Source organism: Candidatus Jordarchaeum sp., assembly GCF_052745115.1.
In genome coordinates this window covers 1-17,974 of sequence record NZ_JBRAKS010000030.1, presented here as the reverse complement: position 1 = coordinate 17,974, position 17,974 = coordinate 1, and the positions used below count along the sequence as shown (strand labels likewise).

Here is a 17,974-nt window from a genome sequence, read left to right as displayed (position 1 = left end):
ACAATTATTCTTTTCGAACTATCCCAACAACCCACATACTTAAGGCGCCTTCTCCGCTTTGTCAATGAAATTTTTATAATATTCTATGGCTACAGGGTAATTGCCCATAATACTACTCATCATTGCCTGTTTGAACAAGTTCATTATCATGAATATGCAACCCTTTACAAATTTAACAACGCATTTTTCAGATAATTAGAAATACTTGGAGAGTGGAATGGAAGTTTTTAATAGTTTAGATATAATATTTTTAGTCCCCCTATTTATCGCAAAAAAGTATATAAACTAAACAACTGTAGAACAATTTCTAGTTATACATGTTAAAAAAACAAAAGTTAACATAATAGAGTGTTATTTGGAACAATCGAAGAGAATAGTGAAAAAATTCTATTCTATTTATCTTTTTTTTCTTTTTGCTGTTCTTCCTCTTTCTCAAACATTCTAACTTCGGGAGTATTAAACCCAAACCATTCTTGAAACTCCCCATCAAAAAGCTTGCTCATAGCAATCTGTATCTCTTTGCAGAGTCCGGGTGATGAAAATTTACAAGGGTTTCCGTCATGATGAGTACTTAGAGGACAATTAAAGCAGCTAACTGGTACACCTTTGACTTCTCTTTCCTTTTCCTTGGCTATATCAAGTAACTCGTTTGGGAAAACAGTTAGTGATGCTATATCTGTTTCACCGTGTTTTTCCCGTTTTTTTATTTCTTCCTTCATTTTTGGAACAGCCTTACGTGTCTCTCGGAGGAATTTTCGGGTCTGTTCCTCGTTTTTCTTCTCATCGGGCAATTTTTTCACCGCTCTCTGGGCAATAGAGGCAATAGATAAAACATTAAAATTATCTTTAAATTTATTTATTACATTTAAAGATAGTTGAGGTTAATCAAATTAACCCTAATAAAATATTCAAAAAAGAACTTGAAAAATCTTCTTATGAACAAAAATAGAAGAAATATAAAAAAGAGATTACTCAGCAGCGAAAGTGAACTTGTTATTCTTACGAGCCCAATCCACAGTTTCCGGATCAACACGTTTCAATTCGCCTTCGGGAAACATACTTAACAAGTCCCAGGCGAGGTCAAGGGTCTGCTCTATGCTGCGCTCCTCATACTCGCCCTGGTTTATAAACTCCCTTTCAAAACGGTCGGCAAACTCCAAAAACTTCCTGTCACGAGGCAACAAAGCCTCCTCACCCACCACAGCCACCAGAGAACGCAAATCACATCCCTCACTATAGCCGTAGTACAACTGATCACTAACCTCACGATGGTCGAAACGAGTGTGCTCCTTACCAATACCCTCCTTCATCAACCGGCTAAGAGACGGACGAGGATCAATAGGAGGATAGACTCCCTTCCTATGCAGTGCTTGGTCAACAATAAGCTGCCCCTCAGTAATATAGCCAGTCAAATCTGGAATGGGATGTGTAATGTCGTAGTTGGGCATGGATAGTACGGGCATTTGTGTGATGGTCCCTTTTCTTCCATGTATTCTTCCTGCTCTTTCGTATATTGTTGCTAGATCGGTGTATAGGTATCCGGGATATCCTCTTCTTCCGGGTACTTCTTCTCGGGCTGCTGATATTTCTCGGAGTGATTCTGCATAGTTTGTCATATCTGTGAGTATTACTAATAGATGTAGATCTAGTTCGTATGCGAGGTATTCTGCGGCTGTTAGTGCGCATCGGGGGGTGATTATGCGTTCGATTGCTGGGTCGTCTGCTAGATTTAGAAACATTACGACATTTTCTAAAGCGCCTGTCTTTTCGAAGTCTTGTCTGAAGTATCGTGCTTCTTCTTCGGTTATGCCCATGGCGGTGAATATTACTGCGAATTCCTCTTCTTCTCCGAGGACTTTTGCTTGTCTTGCTATTTGTGCTGCTATTCTGTTGTGAGGTAGGCCTGCTCCGGAGAATAGTGGCAGTTTTTGTCCTCTTACTAGTGAGTTCATACCATCTATCACGCTGATTCCTGTTTGGATGAATTCTCTAGGGTATGTTCGAGCATAAGGATTAATTGGAGCACCATTTATGTCGAGTTCTGTTTCTGGTATTACCGGAGGACCTCCATCTATTGGTTGTGCTGATCCGCTGAATATTCTTCCTAGGATATCTGTTGACAACGGTATTTTAAGCGGTTCTCCAGTGAATCTAACTGTAGTTTGATCCGCGTCCAATCCCCGAGTTCCTTCAAAGACTTGTATTATTGCTTTTCCCAGACCTACTTCTAGTACTGTTCCTCTTCGTCTCTCTCCGCTGGGAGTTTCTATGTTAACTACTTCGTTGTATGAAACACCTTCTACTCCTTCAACTATTATCAGAGGTCCTGCTACCTCTCGAACTGTTCTGTATCTCCTTTGAGTATACATTTTCAACCATCCATTTCTTTAATTTTTGATTTTTTATGAGCTTTGAGCATTAAATAACTTTTATGAGCCTAAGATTTTTAGTTATTTAAGCGGGGTACTAGAGGTAGTATTTTGTTTGGGTATTAGTTGCTCTGGGTTTTAAAGTTTTGTGTTTATATTCTTAATGATAGTTTATTTTTTGTCTATTTATTTTCTAAACTTCTTGTTTTAGAAACTTTTATGAGGCGTCCCTGAATTTAGACCGTAATTATTTAGAGTTTATTGGTTTCGAATAATTTCCGAGGATATCTAAAAGACTAAAGATCCGAGAATTAGACCATTGTTTTAGTTCTCTAAAATCATGATAATATTGAATCATAATGGTAAAGTGAATTGGTTTTTTAAAGAAAAATATATTTTGTTTTTAGTAAAAGAGAAATACGGATAAAATATTTTAGCAAGGTTTAATTTTAAAAATTGGTTAACAGTTAATTTTAATACTTTAAATTTGAGTTAAAGAGATTGTCTTAGTGCAGCTTGAGCTATGGGGCGTGCAGCTTCAGCTATTTTATCTATAGCATCAAGAATTATTTGTAGGGTTATTACTCCTGGCATATTGGTTTCCTTATCTATTTGGATTTCTGTTTCCCTTTTCAGTTCTTTTATTTGATATATAGCGTTTAGAGTATCGATGGCATCTTGTACCTTATGAAATAGGAAAGCCCCTGTTGCTTGTTGTATTAATTGCAAGGTTTGTTTGATTATTTCTATAGTTGCTTGGTGATGTTTATTTTTTGGAGGATGTGGTTGTTTGAGTATTGCTCGACTCATAGTTTCTATATTTTCGGCTATATCGTTTGTGGTTGTGACATAGGTTGTGTAGTCTAACGTGTCTTGAGCTGTGAGTTCCATTTGTGTGAGGAGAGCGGGATATTGGAGCGCTTTTCTAAGTTGACGTAGGATTCTCATATGATACTTGTATATGTTGTCGCGGCTTTGGATGATGGCTTCTGCCAAAGCTGTGTCGTTTTCCTGAAGAGCTTGAATAATATTTTCCAAAAGTTCTAGGGTGGTTCTAGTAATTATGCGTATGAGTAGAGTGAGGTTTGTTTGTTGTATACTCATAACATCTTGGAGACTTATTTGATTAGGAGTTTTGCTTGTTATTTCGAAGCCCAGAAGATTTTGGGTGATTTGTGTAATTTCTTGATATCTTTTTTGGGTGAAAGCTTGTTTTGAAGTGATGTTAATTAAATCATGCCCACTAAGATATTTGGTTTGTATTATTTGATCTAAAAATTCTTTTGTTGGATATTTCTGGCTGTCAACTGTAGCAGTTAGAACACTTTGTTCAAGCTCCACAGCGGGAGGAAGTATGAGAAGTGAGCCATCAGAGTGTTCCATGATACTAACTTCTTGATCACTACTTAACTTGTTTCTTTTAGCCCATTCTCGAGGGAGACTGATTATGAGCGTATTACTTGATCCCCATTTTACTAGTTTTCGAGTCTGTTTTTTTAACAAGAGAATAACCCCAGGGTAAAAAGAATTTACTATTACATTATATGAATTTATATAGGGTAAGTAAATGTTTTTGTATAATTTTATGTAATTTGTTTCTTTTTAGGGTTTCTAAAATTTTTTACAAATAAAATTAGAATTTTTATGTTTATACAATAAAAAACACTTTTTTATGTATAAAATATGTAATCTAAACAACAAGTTACAGTTATGTGGTTTGTTTTTGGAAGACTTTCAAGTGAGAACAAAGAAAATTCGAATTTTGGGAAATTTGGGAGCGAAGGTATCTCCCAAGGGAGGAGGACTAAATGAGAGGAAAAAAGGACAACCTTCGCTCCCGTTGAATATGTTGGAGGAAACCTTTTGAATTTTATGGATAATGCAACAAACTTTATAATTATTTATACTTATAATCACAAAATTCCATCAATTAATATTAAATATTGCATTGGAAAAACAAGTAAATCATATTTATAGTTGCTTTTGAATTGTGTCAGCTGTTTGAAGTTATTTTGATAGATAAAAAATATAAATTTTTAAATCGGTTTTACGGGATGTGATTTTTTCTTTCTGGATCTTTTGGTGCAAAGCATTAATGAACATTTCAAGGCTTTTAGTATTCGAAACTAGATAACTTATCTCGTTTTTTAGCCAAACGAATTCACATAAATGAGGCGCAGCCTTATTATATGCATCCCATATCTTGTAGATTGACTTTTCATCCAATTTATTACCTCTCTTCTTCTTATAATGCGGTAGAAGTCCTTGAATGCGTATTAATATCAGTTTAAAAGAGAGTGGGGTGTCTTTTTTAGGAATCCTTTACTATTGGGGGTTACTTCTCTTCCGTTTCAATTATCGAATAAGCGATGATAAAAATTAGAGTAAGTATTCCCAGTATAGGTAACAAAGTTTGAATGAATGTGATATCGAATGACATAATTTACACCAAGTTCAATTTTTTATTTCCATATTTTTCTTTTTTTTAGAAATTCTAACTTCTATGGTCTTTAACTTCTGCATAAGCTTTTCGTATTTATCGTCTGATAGGTTGTAACTGTTATATAGATCTAATGCTTCGGCGAGCCTTTTTGCCAAAATGTGATAGCATAGTTTATTTTTTTTCCGTATTACTACATTTAAATAGAAATCATCGCATGAACAATAAAAATCGGAAATTACAAGATAATCTCTGTTTTTACCAGAAACAATCCATATCTGTTTGTTGCTAGGTTTAAAAACATATTTTGCTACCCGCTTCTCTGTAATTGCTCTTAGAGATTTCCATAGTCGTTCACCAAAAGTGGATGCTAGACTTTCTAGATTCTCTCCAGTTATGCATTTTTTGTCGTAAATCTGTTCAATTGTTTCCATATTTTACACCTAGCAACTATTTCTAACAAATCTTTAACAAATAATAAAAAGTTACCTGTTTTCTCATTAGTCTCTAGACTTTCCTAATACACTTTGTAAAATTATTTTTAAGCTCAGAATAATCTTTTTTGAGAAAGATTTTTCACTTTGAGAATTTTATGTATTAGCTGTAAGTATGTATATAAAAAGTTAAAGGTTATAAACGATTTTTTAGCATGAAGAGGCGTTCAAGATTGGTTAAGACATTTTTTCCTATTGTTGATGAACCCGCTCTTCTTGTTGCTTTCCCTGACAAAAGAATTTTATGCATTACAGATTTGCATCTAGGTTACGAATTCCTTTTAGCGCAGAAAGGAGTTTCAATTCCGCCACAGGCAGTTGAAATGAAGATTAAAATTTTAAACCTCATTGAACAAACTAATGCTGACCAACTTGTTCTCATTGGAGACATCAAACATAACATATTCAGAATTCCACTTTCAGAATGGCGGGGTGTTGCAAAACTCCTAGAAGCTGTTTCTAAAAAAATTGATGTTCAAATAACTTTGGGAAATCATGATGTTAATCTTGATTTGCTATTATCAAGGGATATCCATCTTTATTCTTCGAAAGGATTTCTAATTGAGGAAAGCAATATTAGATTAGGATTTATTCATGGACATGCTTGGCCTGGACCAGATTTACTTCAAGCAGACTACATTTTTATGGGGCATAATCACCCAGTAATAGAGATGAGGGATGAACTTGGAGGTAAGTGGTTTGAACCCGCATGGTTAGAACTCCATTGGAATAGAGAAAAAATAGCGTCCTCATTTGCTAAATACATTAGCTTACGAGAAATAAGTAATCCAATAGATGATTTGAAAAACATGTCTATTCAAATTGGGAATCCAAAAATCATTGTAATGCCGGCTTTTAATCCTCTTTTAGGAGGGGTTGCAATTAACCGACCCGAGATGAACTTTCTTGGACCTCTATTGTCATCAGGTGTGGTGGAAAAAAACACTGCAAAAGTTAAAATGTTAGATGGAACGTATCTTGGAAGTTTGGAAAATTGTAGCAGGCTGGTTAGACAAGAGCAATGAGTTTTTAAATATCATAAAGAGAGTACATCAGAGATTCTAGATTGAAGATACATATAATCTGTTTTTATGTTCTTTAATATCAAAAAGTATTAATTCTACCAGGTTTTTGTTCCCTTGATTTCCAGAGGTATGATTTTTGTCGAGTGTATTAGATTTACTTTCCAGCGAAGTTAAGAATGTTATCAAAAATAGGGGTTACTTAAAGGCTACTCCGCCTCAGATCCAAGCAATACCTAGAATTCTTAAAGGAGAAAATGTTTTGTTAATTGCTCCAACAGGAAGTGGAAAAACAGAGGCAGTATTTTTCCCTATTTTCCATAAGTTATTAGAGTTACAGTCGAAGGAGAGAGGTATTTTTGGAGTATACATTACACCTCTTCGAGCATTGAACCGTGATATTCTGAAACGAATGGAGGATATTGCACAAGAGCTGGATATTAGAATATCCGTTAGACATGGGGACACAACGAGTCATGAGCGAAGAAAGCAGATTCTAGATCCTCCTTCACTTCTTATAACAACTCCCGAAACTCTCCAAGCGATATTACCCGCTAAAAAGATGGGGGCGCATCTAAAAAGTTTACGTTTTGTGGTGGTGGATGAGATCCATGAACTTGTTACAGATAAGAGGGGAGCCCAACTCTCATTAGCTCTGGAAAGGCTTTGTGAAATTACAAATCAGAAGTTTCAAAGAATAGGACTATCTGCTACAATTGGTAGCGTTCAAGAGGTTGCAAGATTTTTAGGAGGTATGGACAGAGAGATAAAAGTTATTTCAACAAACGGGATGGAAGATTTGCAAGTAAACGTTGAAGTGGTTCCTCCCACTTCTGAAGACGGTGTTTTATCTAAAAAGTTTAGAGTATCAGAGGAGGTTATAGCAAGACTAAGAAGAATTAAGGAATTAGTCGAAAAGTATGGTTCGGTTCTGATTTTTGTTAATACTCGACAGATGGCTGAAATTCTGGGTTCTAGACTTAATCTTCTTAATCCAAATTTCGATTTTGACGTGCATCATGGCTCGCTTTCTAGGGAAATGAGAATGAAAGCAGAGAAGGAATTCAAGGAGGAAGAGATTAAAGCCGTTATTTGTACATCTTCTCTTGAGCTGGGTATAGATGTGGGGTCCATCGACCATGTTATTCAATACTTATCGCCTAGACAGGTAACACGTTTGGTTCAAAGGGTTGGTAGAAGCGGGCATAGAATAGGTCAAACTTCACGAGGGACTATACTTTCAATGGACTTGGATGATATATGTGAATCAGCTGTTCTGGCAAGAGATGCGATGGATCATATTTTAGAGAGGGTATTTATGCATAATATGGCGCTTGATGTGCTTGCCCATCAAATCGCGGGAGTGCTTCTAGATAAGGGGGAAACCACAATCCAAGAATTGCAGAATATTTTTAGAAGATCATGGCTTTATCGGGACACTGATTCTGAAACTATTTATAAAGTGGCAACTTTAATGAAAGAACTATGGTTGATCAGATTGGAGGGGGATAAGCTTCGTAGAAGAATTAAAACATGGAAATACTATTATGAAAATCTCTCTATGATTCCGGATGTTAAACATTATGATGTGTTTGATTTAACAACCGGAAAAACCGTCGGAACCCTAGATGATGAATTCGTTTCCACCAAGGCGGAAAAAGGATTGAAATTCATTATTCATGGACAACCATGGAGAATTGTGAGCATTGAAGAGGATAGAATAAACGTGGAGAGGGTGGATAATATAATCGGTGCCGTGCCTTCATGGACCGGCGAGCTTATACCTGTTTCCTACGAGGCTGCACAAAAGGTTGGAAAACTTAGAAATAATATAGTCAATTGGCTTCGAAAACAGGATAAGACTAGCCCATTTGAAAGCTATCCGATGAGCGAAGAAGCTAAAAAAATCGTATTAGAAAAAATTAAGGAGCAGATGGAGATTGTGGGGGAAGTGCCATTTCATGATAAAATCTTAATAGAGAGTGTAGATGATTTCGTTATTATCCATGCGTGTTTTGGAAGTAATGTCAACGAAACTTTAGGCCGAATAATATCCGATCTTCTTACTGCACGTATAGGATCTTCCATTGGCATGAGGAGTACGCCCTATTTTATACTTTTTCAAATGCCAAAGAATACAGACCCAGAAATAGTTATCAGCGTGTTAGATGAATTAGAGCCCCAGCTTATTTATCATATATTGAAAATAACACTTAAAAGGTCTAATTTGTACCGGTGGCGACTCATACATGTTGCAAAGAGGTTTGGTGTAATTGAAAAGGACAGTGAGGGTTATCAGGTTAATCCCAGAAAAATGGCAGCCGTATTCAGTAATACACCAATAGAAGATGAAACTATAAGAGAATTACTCACAGAAAAACTTGATATTGAAAATACGGAGCAAATTCTAAGAGCCATGAAAGAGAAAAAAATTCAATTAAGTTTTCTGAAAAGAGAAAAGCCTAGTCCGCTTACCGAAATGGCTATACAATGGGAAGCTAAGGAAATTGTTTCCCCTCAAGTTCCATTCTCCGAGCTAATAAACACAGTTAAGGAGCGTTTACTGAATAAAAGGGTTAAGCTTGTGTGTGCATGGGCATCGTGTGAAGGGTGGGAAGCTGTAAGAACTGTAGAAACCCTACCCGAACAACCACAATGCCCAAAATGTAAATCACGCTTATTAGCAGTAGTGTCTTCGGGGGATTCAGAATTTAGTAAAATATTGAAATTAAGAAAGAGGGGAATTAAACTCTCAAAAGAAGAAGAAAAAATACTGGAGAGAGGCATTAAAACCGCTAATCTAGTAATCAATTATGGTAAGCGGGCTATAATCTGCCTTGCAGGAAGAGGAGTTGGGCCTTTGACAACTAATCGTATTCTTTCTAGAGAGTTGAAAACGGAAAACGATTTTTACAAGGCAATTCTTGAAGCGGAGAAGGAATTTGTCAGGACTAGAGAGTTCTGGAACAAAACAGACGAATCTAAACCTAGAAGTTAGTAGGGTTATTTGAGCGAAAAATTATAAAAAATATGTTATAATATATTGAAAAAAATTATGTTAAAAGAGATTTAAGTATAGCCATTCGTACTAGTACACCATAGTAAGGTTGTTTGAAGTATTTTGCGTGCGGGGTTCCATCCACCTCCGGTGCAATTTCATCTATTCGGGGCAATGGATGCATTACTATGAGTGATGGTTTTGCGTTTTTCAAAACTTCAAGATTGATTTGGTAGCTCCCCTTGAGTTTCTCGTATTCGGTTGGATCGGGAAATCTCTCACGCTGTATTCGGGTAACGTATAGTACATCAATATCGGAAATAACTTTTTGTAAATCCTTAAATTCTTCGACCTTCACTCCCATATTTTTTAGGTCATGTGTAACCTCCCAGCGCATTCCCAAGCCTTCCGGAGAAATGAAAATTAAAGATGTGTCAAATAACGCTAGTGCATAACTCAAAGAATGTACTGTTCTACCATATTTAAGATCCCCCAATAGTGCAATTTTTAAACCATCTATTCTTTCCAGTTCCTTTTTTATTGTGTAAAGATCTAAAAGTGCTTGGGTTGGGTGCTCCTCAGCGCCCGAACCTGCGTTAATAACAGGGACATCACTATATTCAGCTGCTAGTCGAGCTGCGCCCTCCATGCGATGTCTCAGAACTATCACATCACAGTAATTTTCAACTACACGAATAGTGTCGCTCAAATTTTCTCCCTTTGCGACAGAACTCATCTCCGGGCTGTCGAAGCCAATAGTTTTCCCCCCTAGCTTATACATTGCAGTAGTAAAAGATAGGCGAGTTCTAGTACTGGGTTCCATAAATAGTGTAGCAAGAATTTTTCCACGCAAAATATCTGAACCAGAGTGAAATACTTGCTCCATATCATCAGCCAACTCAAGCAAGTTCTCAATCTGTTCTCGGGAAAAATCTCTAATGGAAATTACATCCCTTATCTTTAGCATACTATCTGGTTCACTTTGCACCTCTCTTGCCATTAATAACACCAGAAATTAAATGGTAAAATGATAAAATAACTTTAACTGATGGAAATTTAAAGGATAAATAAATCCAAGAACCATAGAGGTCTGATTTTTAAAAGTCTTTAGAATTTCTGTAGAAAAAAAATGTTCTCGTTTTGCTTAATTTCGTATACTCTTCCCTCTTGTTTTAAGTGTACTAGGTGTGCAAGCGCTTCGAAAGTCGCCGCTCTTCGCTCCCAATTCTGAAGCTTGTGCCAAGGACCTGTTGTCCAGGTTACGTGTTGTGCGACTTGAAAAGCGGTTTTTGGGGTTTCTAAGGCGTTTAAAACTTCTACTAGCCTTTCTTTGTGATGTTTTTCTATTTCTATGATTCTTCGTTTAAAATTTTTAAAGATGTATTCATGTGCGGGAAGTACCTTTTCTACACTTAGCGTACTAATTTTTTGGAGAGATTCCAAATAGTCCTTTAGAGGATTCCCGAATTCCTTCATTTGTAGACTGACATTAGGTGTTATGGTGGGCAATAAATGATCACCGGAAATAAAAATTTTTTTGTGAGGCTCGTAGAGACAAATGTGATCTATGGAATGCCCCGGCGTCCAAATGACATCCAATCGGAAATCGCCCAAATCCAAAGTTTCACGATCTTCTAAAAAAATATCAGGTATTGGAGGCTCGAAAAACTGCATTATGGACATACTATCTTTTAACCAATATTCTAAGTCGTCAACTGGAGTTCCATTTATTTTTAGCCACTCAATCATTTTTTTAAAATAATCTTTTAAACTTTGGAATTGGTTTAAAAAATTCTCAGTTTTTTGATGCATCATAATTTTTGATTTTGATTTCTTTCGTATTGTATTAGCCAAACCATAGTGATCTGGATGAATATGAGTTACTAAAATTAATGATATATCAGACAAATTAACTTTAATTTTAGAAAGTTGTTTCTCAAGAGCGTAAAGGCTTTCCTTCGTATTCCAACCAGAATCTACTAACAAATACCCGTCCTTTCCCTCTATAAGATAGGATAATAAGTAAATCAACTCAGAAAAGGGAATAGGTAGCTTAAGTTGGTAGATTCCTTTTGAAATCGCTACCGGTTTCTCTGATACTCCTTCTGACTTCATTTTGATTCTTATAAGGATAAGATTTAATTTATTTAAATTTTTTGAAGAAAAAATACCAAAAATGAATTAAAAGATAATTATACTTTACTTTTCTCCTGTTCTTCTAAATTTGTTAAAAAATGATTTTATATAATTTTTATTAACTATTAAAGTTAAAATCCAGAATTCCAAGTAACACCCCTGCCAGCAAGAATAAAACATTTTAATCCAATCTCGGATTATTAATAAGAAGTGATTTCTGTTGAGTGAGGAGAATATTAAAAAAATGGCGGATATGCTGAGGAGAGGTGCTTCTCTACTATCCCAAAGCTGTCCTCAATGTGGATCGCCCCTATTTAAAATTAAGGATGAAATATTTTGTCCTACTTGCGAGAAAAAAGTGGTGATTGTTAAAGAGGGTGAGACTATCCCACCCAATGTTGGGGGGTTTATGGTGTCGGATCTTTCAGGAGTTTTGTATGATAAGCTACGAGAAACTGTAGAATCTATAAAAAATGAAAGCGACCCTGGAAGATTACAAGAATTGCTCAGAGTTATTGTAGGAATATTAGATGCTCTGGAACGTTTTAGACGAATTTCTCAGTAAGAAGGATTATTCTCATCGTATTTTGAGGTTATGATTTTTCTAATTTTTTCTGCCTTTTTCTTACCTAAACCTTTAACTTCAGATAGTTCCTCTTCACCAATGGAAAAGATTATCTCTAAAGTCTTAAACGCGCTAAGCATCCTTTGTGCTAATGTTTGATTTATTCCCGGGAAACCTGTTAGAATCCGTTCTTGCACCTCCCTTAAGTCCCCCGGAGTTTTTTCAGCAACATAAATTCTCGTTTCTCTTTCTGTTTGTTCTCTTCGAGCAATTGTGTATATCATTCGTGCTGTTTCTTGGGAGTTCATTGCCCAGATTATTGGTAGTTTAAAATCAACTGCTATGCTTATTAGAGCCCCCCTGATAGCTTCAGGATGTATTGCACGTTTTCCATATAAATCCTGTCCTTCAATAATAAGTATTGGTCTTTCATATTTTGAAGTGATTTCTTTGACTTGCGGAAATAGTCTCTTATCAACTATTGATTGTAAGAAGTCTTCAACTGTTTTTCTTTCTATAGCAACGCTATCTGAAGCGAGATAATCTGCTACTTGTAGTTGCATTGGAACAATTTTAACATTCAATCTGGTAAGCCCTCGCACAACATCGGAGCCTATTTCTCTATTGTCCACGTAAACAACAATTTTTTCTTCTTCTTTTTCTTCCAGATACTTTTCTAACTTGATTTGTTGTTTGTCCTCTTTTACTGGCTCCATTTTTGTGCTTGCCATGGTTTTTATAGTGCTTTTCATTTCTCGCTCTTTTTTCTTTGCCGACCAGTAATAGGCTTCATCTCTAGTTCCCTTCGTTAGAAGTAGTGCTACACGACCGGGCCTTTTCCTTCCCGTTCTCCCCTTCCTCTGTATGTACCTTATTGCACTTGGTACCGCGTCATAAAAAACAACTAAATCACATTCACTAATGTCTAAACCCTCTTCAGCAACACTGGTGGCAACCAATATATTATAAATGCCTTGCTTGAATTTTTCAATTATTTCTGCCTGCTGTTTTTGAGATAAACCCTTATCCCCAATTTTATTTGCCTGACCAACGAATCTTTCTACGGGGTATCCTTCCTCTTGTAAAATTTCATTAATTTTACTTGCAGAATCTCTGTATTGCGTGAAAACTATTATTCTCGAATCAATTTTTTCTAAAAGTTGTTGTCTAATTATCTGAAGCATTTTTTCAATTTTAGGATGTCTCAATTGTTTCTCGATCAGATTCACTATTTTAATTCTAGCAGTAGTGATTTCGTTGTCCATAAGTAAATCCTTGAGACCTTTTGGAGAACCAGTTATTTTCGATCTTTCCTCTAATTTATAGAAAAAATTTTGAAGAGCTTCTAGGCCCTGGGTTTCTATAAGTTCAATTGCGTGGGTTAATCTGATTGAAGCGGCAACCTTTGCCATCGACTCAAATACTTCCGGCTGATTCTGCCTCTCTTTAGCTAACTGATTTTGAATTTGTATCAGACTTTTTCTCGAAATTTTTCTAATATCATAAGACTCGATAAAACCTTTTTCTTTTAGAGACTTTAAACGTAATACAAGAGCATTTTCCAAAATTTTTTTAATTTCTAAAATGCTTGGAGGAAGATTAACTAACACCCAGTCCATTTTAATTTCTTTTACGTAAGGAAGTACTTCAGGACTTTTCTCTGTTCGAATTTCTATATTTCTAATATTAAGATTTTTACAAATTTCTTCTATTTTTTTTCTCTGAGCCCCTGGTGATGCGGTCAACCCCAAAATTAAAGGTTTATTAGCACACTTTAAATACTGCTCCGCAACAAACACATACGAATAGTTGCCAACCGCCCTATGCACTTCATCTAATATTAACAGGGTGCAATTTTTCAGATCAACTCTACCCGTAATTATGTCATTTTCCATGATTTGTGGTGTTGCCAAAACAACTTTAGCCTTCCTCCAGCTTTTTACTCTTTCTTCAGGGGGGGCCTCCCCAGTGAAGACTATGATTTCTTCGTCTTTAACATTCAAAATGGATTTGAAAGTTTCAGCATGTTGCAGTACTAGAGGGCGAGTTGGCGCTAAAAAAATTACAAATGCCTCATTTAAAATCTGAAGACGAAAAGCAGTAACCATACCCGCAATTAGTGTCTTTCCTAGACCTGTGGGAAGGATGACAAGAGAATTTTGCTCGACACAATTTGCTGTAATAGTTTCCTGGTATAACCTTTGTTCGATGGTGTTCTCTTTAATATAAGGATGATTGATGAATTTTTTTTCCTCCATTTCGTATCAACATTCCCACAAGGATTATAAAACAGTATTATTTTGAGAAAAGATTCTCCGTATTTTTTCGTATTTTTAATTGTTTTTAACTTTTTAAACCTCTCTAGTTTGAGAATGGAATACTCCTAGGCAAATTCAATAACGGATTCCTATTTAGTAAAAATTAAACAAAGCTTTAAACAAGAAATTATTTTTAAATTGAATTTTATTCAATTAATTTAGCTTCATTTTTATATTACTTGGAATATTTCTATCTATTCTCTAAGTATTACTACATAATATTACCTTCTCTGTAGGAGGGAAAGTAAATAAGTTTAGACCAACTTAATATTTACATCACAATTACCCTATCCGTAGAAAATGGAGGTAGTCCGCTTGGTCCAAGATGACCTATCCCCAGGAGCAGAATCAGAACTATATGAACTCGTAATTCCTGGTCAGCTGGTTGGAAAAGTAGTTGTAGATTCCGCAGCCCGTATGGTTGGAATTATTAGGAGCATACGTATCAGCCTTCCCCCTCTTCGAGTTGAATTAGTGATCAAAGGATTAGAAGTGGAATTTCCAATCGATGTATCTAGCGTTAACGCCGTTGGCACCGTTGTTCAGTTGAAAAATGTGGCAAAGGAGGCAGAAACCGTTGAACTAAGAGATGTGCAGAGATTACGTAAAGAACTTATAGAAGAAATACGCCAAGCGATTTGCCATAGCCCGTGAGCATATATTTCTAACGTGTTTAGTGTGAGAAATAGAAATATTTTGAAAACTGTAATATGTTATAAGTTAATTAATCTATCTTCTAACTGTTAGCGTACAAAGCGGTACAAGGCGCCTCCAAACATTTTAAACAGTGAGTGCATCTGTCCGCTATAATTTTCAACTTCCCCTCTTTTAATGAAACGGCGTTACAAGAGCTGAACCATGCAATACAGGAACCGCATCCTACGCATCTCATCGCTCTTATAACGATTGAGGCCACGTATCCGCAAATTTTTTTTGCCATTTCTGGATGCTTTGTTCTTATTATAAAATTGCCATTCTGAAAAATATCACAGGTTGAATCTTTAAGATTTATATGAATAGAACCTATTTCTGGTAGATACTCTACTTTTCCTAAAATTTTTGAAAAATTGGCAACTTGTTCCATATCGAAAGCACTGTTGAATTCTACCTCCAATGATCTTTCTTCTGATTTGCTATTTGACTGCATTTCTTTGATTTTAAAGCGCAGTTTTTCTTTTGTAATGGGTCTAGTTTTCATTGTTTCACTTAATTCGAGTTCTTTTAAAAGTTTTAATTGTCCATCCGGTAAGTTTTTCCATCTCCAAAAACCGTAATCTATCCATTCTCTTGGAAAATTGAATTTTTTCCTCCATTTTTCAAGTTGTTTTCGTAGTTTCTCCCAGAGCGCAGGATATTCCTTTTTAAGCGTTTCAAACTCCACTAATTTGGATGCGGGGCATGGCCAGCAGCCTATTCTAATAAGTCCTTTTTCATATAGTGGGTTATAGGGAACTTTCTGCTGAAATATGTATAGCCATACGTGTAAAGCAGTCCAATCTTGTATTGGGGTTGCTGATATTTGTTTTGAAACCCATGGATTTACACTTACCTTTTTTTCTCTAGCTCTGGCTTCTGATTCGTATCTTCTTTGACCGATAAAAGTTACACAACCATTTGGAAAATTTTCTTCAATTAAAAGGCTAGTCGGTCCGAGTTTAACACTCTTGCAGCAGATTCTATAATCTCGCCCAGGGGGGCCAAATTTTTCACACAAGTTCCAAAAAGTATTTGGATCCACCTTCTTTTCTAAAAGTTTTTCAAAAAGTCCTAACTTCTTCAAAACTTTGTGTGTGTATTCACTAGTTTCCTTAAATTCTACCCCGGTGTCTACAAATAATATCCAGAAATTATTTCCTAGAGTCCTTTGTGCTAATAAAAGTGTTACAAGTGAGTCTTTGCCCCCTGAGAAAGCAACAGTCTTAGGTTTGTCGTATGATTTAGATACGCTTCGAATGAAATTTACTGCATCTTGCTCATATATTTGTAAAATACCTTTATTAGCTTCGATAGCTTTTTCCCAGTTTTGACCTCCTTTTAGTAAAAATAGCTCTCCTGGTGGTCCATAATCTCTTGGTTTAACCACCATACCTCTGCTTTTCATTAACATGCCCGCAGCGTTTTTTTTCGCAGTACCCGTAGCTATAACCTCGTTCTCAGGGGAGAGAACTATGACCTGTTCCCCTTCCTTAATGTCCTTACTACAATTAATTATCCCAGGACCTAAGATATTGGCCCCATGAATGATTGGTTTTACTGCACCACTATCTACTTTTACCCACTTACTACAACCTGCTTTCCAAAGCCTCCTAGCACCTATTAATTTGGGAAAAAATTGCCAACTTCTGGAGAAGGAGTCAAACCTAATGTTACCTATAACCTTTCCGTCAACTATTATCTCATCCATATGATCCGAATAAGAAACCTTGTTTAGCAAAATAATCTTATCATCAGGGATCAAACACTTTCCAATACCTTCCCCATACTGCTCATCGATTACCTTTCTAATCAATTGTAATTCTTTCTTAAAACTTGGGCGAATATCTCCAGGAGGAGATATTTGAACTTTCTCAGCTAAGCTCCCACAAATTTCGCATGGCGCCTCATCTAAAATTGGTAAATTGCAGGATGTGCACCAACCCAATTTGATTTTCCCAAGGTAAATTGTTTTTTTGGTCAAAAATTTAACCTTCTTAGCAAGTGATTGTATATTATTTTCTTATAGAAAGGGCCCACTTTTTTAAAATTTTTATAACCCATTTTTCGCACATTTGTGAATCTTATAGTGGAACTTGTAGCTTTTTCATGTTTAAAACCCTTATCCACCGGGGAATCTTAGTATCCCGTTTTAGAAGTTTTCACAAATACGCTTTCGGTGTTGGGAAGGACTCAACGTTGCAAAGAACTTCGCAGAATCTGCGAAAAATGGGTTATAAAGAATTGAATTTTGTAATCTTAATTTATGGTATTGTGAAAATTTGTCTTTTTAGGACTTTAATGCGTTTAAGGAAAAAAAGGAATTAGAAATGGTAAAGAATTATCCACTTTCTTTGAGAGCGTCTTCCACAATTTTAGCGTATTCTTCTGCGGATATAAGATTTCCTCTTTCATCGTTCAGTTTTGACGCCTTAATCACTATCATCCAACCTTTGCCGTAGGGGTCTTCGTTTACGAACTCTGGTGCGTCTTCTAATTCGCTATTGACCTCAACTATCTCACCGCTTACCGGCGCATATAATTCAGACACCGCTTTCACCGACTCGATGCTGCCAAATTCGCTCATGCTATCTACCTCTGTTCCCGATTCTGGAAGTTCTACGTATACTATGTCACGCAAGGATTTCTGAGCATAGTCAGTTATGCCTACTCGAACTTTTTCGCCTTCAATTTTCGCCCATTGATGTTCCTCTATATAAAGGAGGTCATCGGGTATGTTCACATCTCCTACTTTAACCATAATTTATTCCTCCTTCGATTCTTAACTCGATAGACTTCTGCTATTAAAGTTTTTGCTCATTTTAAATTGAATTTTAAATTTTTATGACCTATTTTTCACATCTTTTCAATTTTTTATAAATTAATTCTAAAGTTTTGCGGTATTTAAGTTATTAGGTCATTTTATTATCATACTCACC

14 protein-coding genes are annotated in these 17,974 nt (G+C 35.9%); 4 read left to right on the top strand and 10 right to left on the bottom strand.

What is annotated here, in order from left to right:
* Positions 1-392 precede the first annotated feature (392 nt).
* The 5 genes from ACUVXA_RS03950 to ACUVXA_RS03930 form a co-directional block, all read right to left on the bottom strand.
* Positions 393-791: a hypothetical protein gene (locus tag ACUVXA_RS03950; protein WP_445869935.1), complete on the bottom strand. Its 399-nt coding sequence runs from the start codon at positions 789-791 to the stop codon at positions 393-395.
* Positions 792-968: 177 nt separating this feature from the next.
* Positions 969-2,369, bottom strand: coding sequence for a V-type ATP synthase subunit B (locus ACUVXA_RS03945; RefSeq protein ID WP_445869934.1), 1,401 nt, complete (start codon positions 2,367-2,369; stop codon positions 969-971).
* A gap of 492 nt (positions 2,370-2,861) precedes the next feature.
* Positions 2,862-3,872 (bottom strand): AbrB/MazE/SpoVT family DNA-binding domain-containing protein, encoded by a 1,011-nt coding sequence (locus ACUVXA_RS03940; protein ID WP_445869933.1) that lies wholly within the window; start codon positions 3,870-3,872, stop codon positions 2,862-2,864.
* Between the two features lie 504 nt (positions 3,873-4,376).
* On the bottom strand, positions 4,377-4,595 hold the full coding sequence (locus ACUVXA_RS03935; RefSeq protein WP_445869932.1) for a hypothetical protein: 219 nt from the start codon (positions 4,593-4,595) through the stop codon (positions 4,377-4,379).
* A 228-nt stretch (positions 4,596-4,823) separates the two neighbouring features.
* On the bottom strand, positions 4,824-5,243 hold the full coding sequence (locus ACUVXA_RS03930) for a hypothetical protein (protein ID WP_445869931.1): 420 nt from the start codon (positions 5,241-5,243) through the stop codon (positions 4,824-4,826).
* Positions 5,244-5,476: 233 nt separating this feature from the next.
* Here ACUVXA_RS03930 and ACUVXA_RS03925 point away from each other — a divergent pair, with 233 nt between their 5' ends.
* Both ACUVXA_RS03925 and ACUVXA_RS03920 read left to right on the top strand, forming a co-directional pair.
* Positions 5,477-6,328 carry a metallophosphoesterase gene (locus tag ACUVXA_RS03925; protein ID WP_445869930.1) on the top strand — a complete coding sequence of 284 codons (852 nt, stop codon included), beginning with the start codon at positions 5,477-5,479 and terminating at the stop codon, positions 6,326-6,328.
* A gap of 136 nt (positions 6,329-6,464) precedes the next feature.
* Positions 6,465-9,323, top strand: a complete 2,859-nt coding sequence (locus tag ACUVXA_RS03920; protein ID WP_445869929.1) for a DEAD/DEAH box helicase — start codon at positions 6,465-6,467, stop codon at positions 9,321-9,323.
* A 55-nt stretch (positions 9,324-9,378) separates the two neighbouring features.
* On the opposite strand, the gene pyrB is transcribed toward ACUVXA_RS03920, so the two are convergent.
* The gene (gene pyrB / locus ACUVXA_RS03915) at positions 9,379-10,323 is read right to left on the bottom strand and encodes an aspartate carbamoyltransferase (RefSeq protein ID WP_445869928.1); all 945 of its coding nucleotides are present in this window, start codon (positions 10,321-10,323) and stop codon (positions 9,379-9,381) included.
* Between the two features lie 107 nt (positions 10,324-10,430).
* Positions 10,431-11,438 carry an MBL fold metallo-hydrolase gene (locus ACUVXA_RS03910; protein WP_445869927.1) on the bottom strand — a complete coding sequence of 336 codons (1,008 nt, stop codon included), beginning with the start codon at positions 11,436-11,438 and terminating at the stop codon, positions 10,431-10,433.
* 241 nt (positions 11,439-11,679) lie between these two features.
* Between ACUVXA_RS03910 and ACUVXA_RS03905 the strand changes: the two genes are divergently transcribed.
* Positions 11,680-12,024: an Sjogren's syndrome/scleroderma autoantigen 1 family protein gene (locus ACUVXA_RS03905; protein ID WP_445869926.1), complete on the top strand. Its 345-nt coding sequence runs from the start codon at positions 11,680-11,682 to the stop codon at positions 12,022-12,024.
* On the opposite strand, the gene ACUVXA_RS03900 is transcribed toward ACUVXA_RS03905, so the two are convergent.
* Entirely contained in the window at positions 12,018-14,282 is a 2,265-nt protein-coding gene (locus ACUVXA_RS03900) for a DEAD/DEAH box helicase (RefSeq protein ID WP_445869925.1), read from the bottom strand. The genes ACUVXA_RS03905 and ACUVXA_RS03900 overlap by 7 nt on opposite strands.
* A 375-nt stretch (positions 14,283-14,657) precedes the next feature.
* On the opposite strand from ACUVXA_RS03900, the gene ACUVXA_RS03895 reads away from it, so the two are divergent.
* Positions 14,658-14,996, top strand: a complete 339-nt coding sequence (locus ACUVXA_RS03895) for a hypothetical protein (protein WP_445869924.1) — start codon at positions 14,658-14,660, stop codon at positions 14,994-14,996.
* A gap of 82 nt (positions 14,997-15,078) precedes the next feature.
* Here the strand turns inward: ACUVXA_RS03895 and ACUVXA_RS03890 are convergent, their stop codons facing one another.
* Both ACUVXA_RS03890 and gcvH read right to left on the bottom strand, forming a co-directional pair.
* A complete protein-coding gene (locus ACUVXA_RS03890; RefSeq protein WP_445869923.1) occupies positions 15,079-17,019 on the bottom strand; it encodes a phosphoadenosine phosphosulfate reductase domain-containing protein in 1,941 nt (646 codons plus the stop codon).
* A 357-nt stretch (positions 17,020-17,376) separates the two neighbouring features.
* On the bottom strand, positions 17,377-17,778 hold the full coding sequence (gene gcvH / locus ACUVXA_RS03885; protein ID WP_445869936.1) for a glycine cleavage system protein GcvH: 402 nt from the start codon (positions 17,776-17,778) through the stop codon (positions 17,377-17,379).
* Positions 17,779-17,974 lie beyond the last annotated feature (196 nt).

What these genes read in the sequence shown, in the direction of transcription:
- ACUVXA_RS03945 (WP_445869934.1), bottom strand. Translation starts at nt 2,369, where the DNA reads ATGTATACTCAAAGGAGATACAGAACAGTTCGAGAGGTAGCAGGACCT.
- ACUVXA_RS03930 (WP_445869931.1), bottom strand. Translation starts at nt 5,243, where the DNA reads ATGGAAACAATTGAACAGATTTACGACAAAAAATGCATAACTGGAGAG.
- pyrB (WP_445869928.1), bottom strand. Translation starts at nt 10,323, where the DNA reads ATGGCAAGAGAGGTGCAAAGTGAACCAGATAGTATGCTAAAGATAAGG.
- ACUVXA_RS03910 (WP_445869927.1), bottom strand. Translation starts at nt 11,438, where the DNA reads ATGAAGTCAGAAGGAGTATCAGAGAAACCGGTAGCGATTTCAAAAGGA.
- ACUVXA_RS03900 (WP_445869925.1), bottom strand. Translation starts at nt 14,282, where the DNA reads ATGGAGGAAAAAAAATTCATCAATCATCCTTATATTAAAGAGAACACC.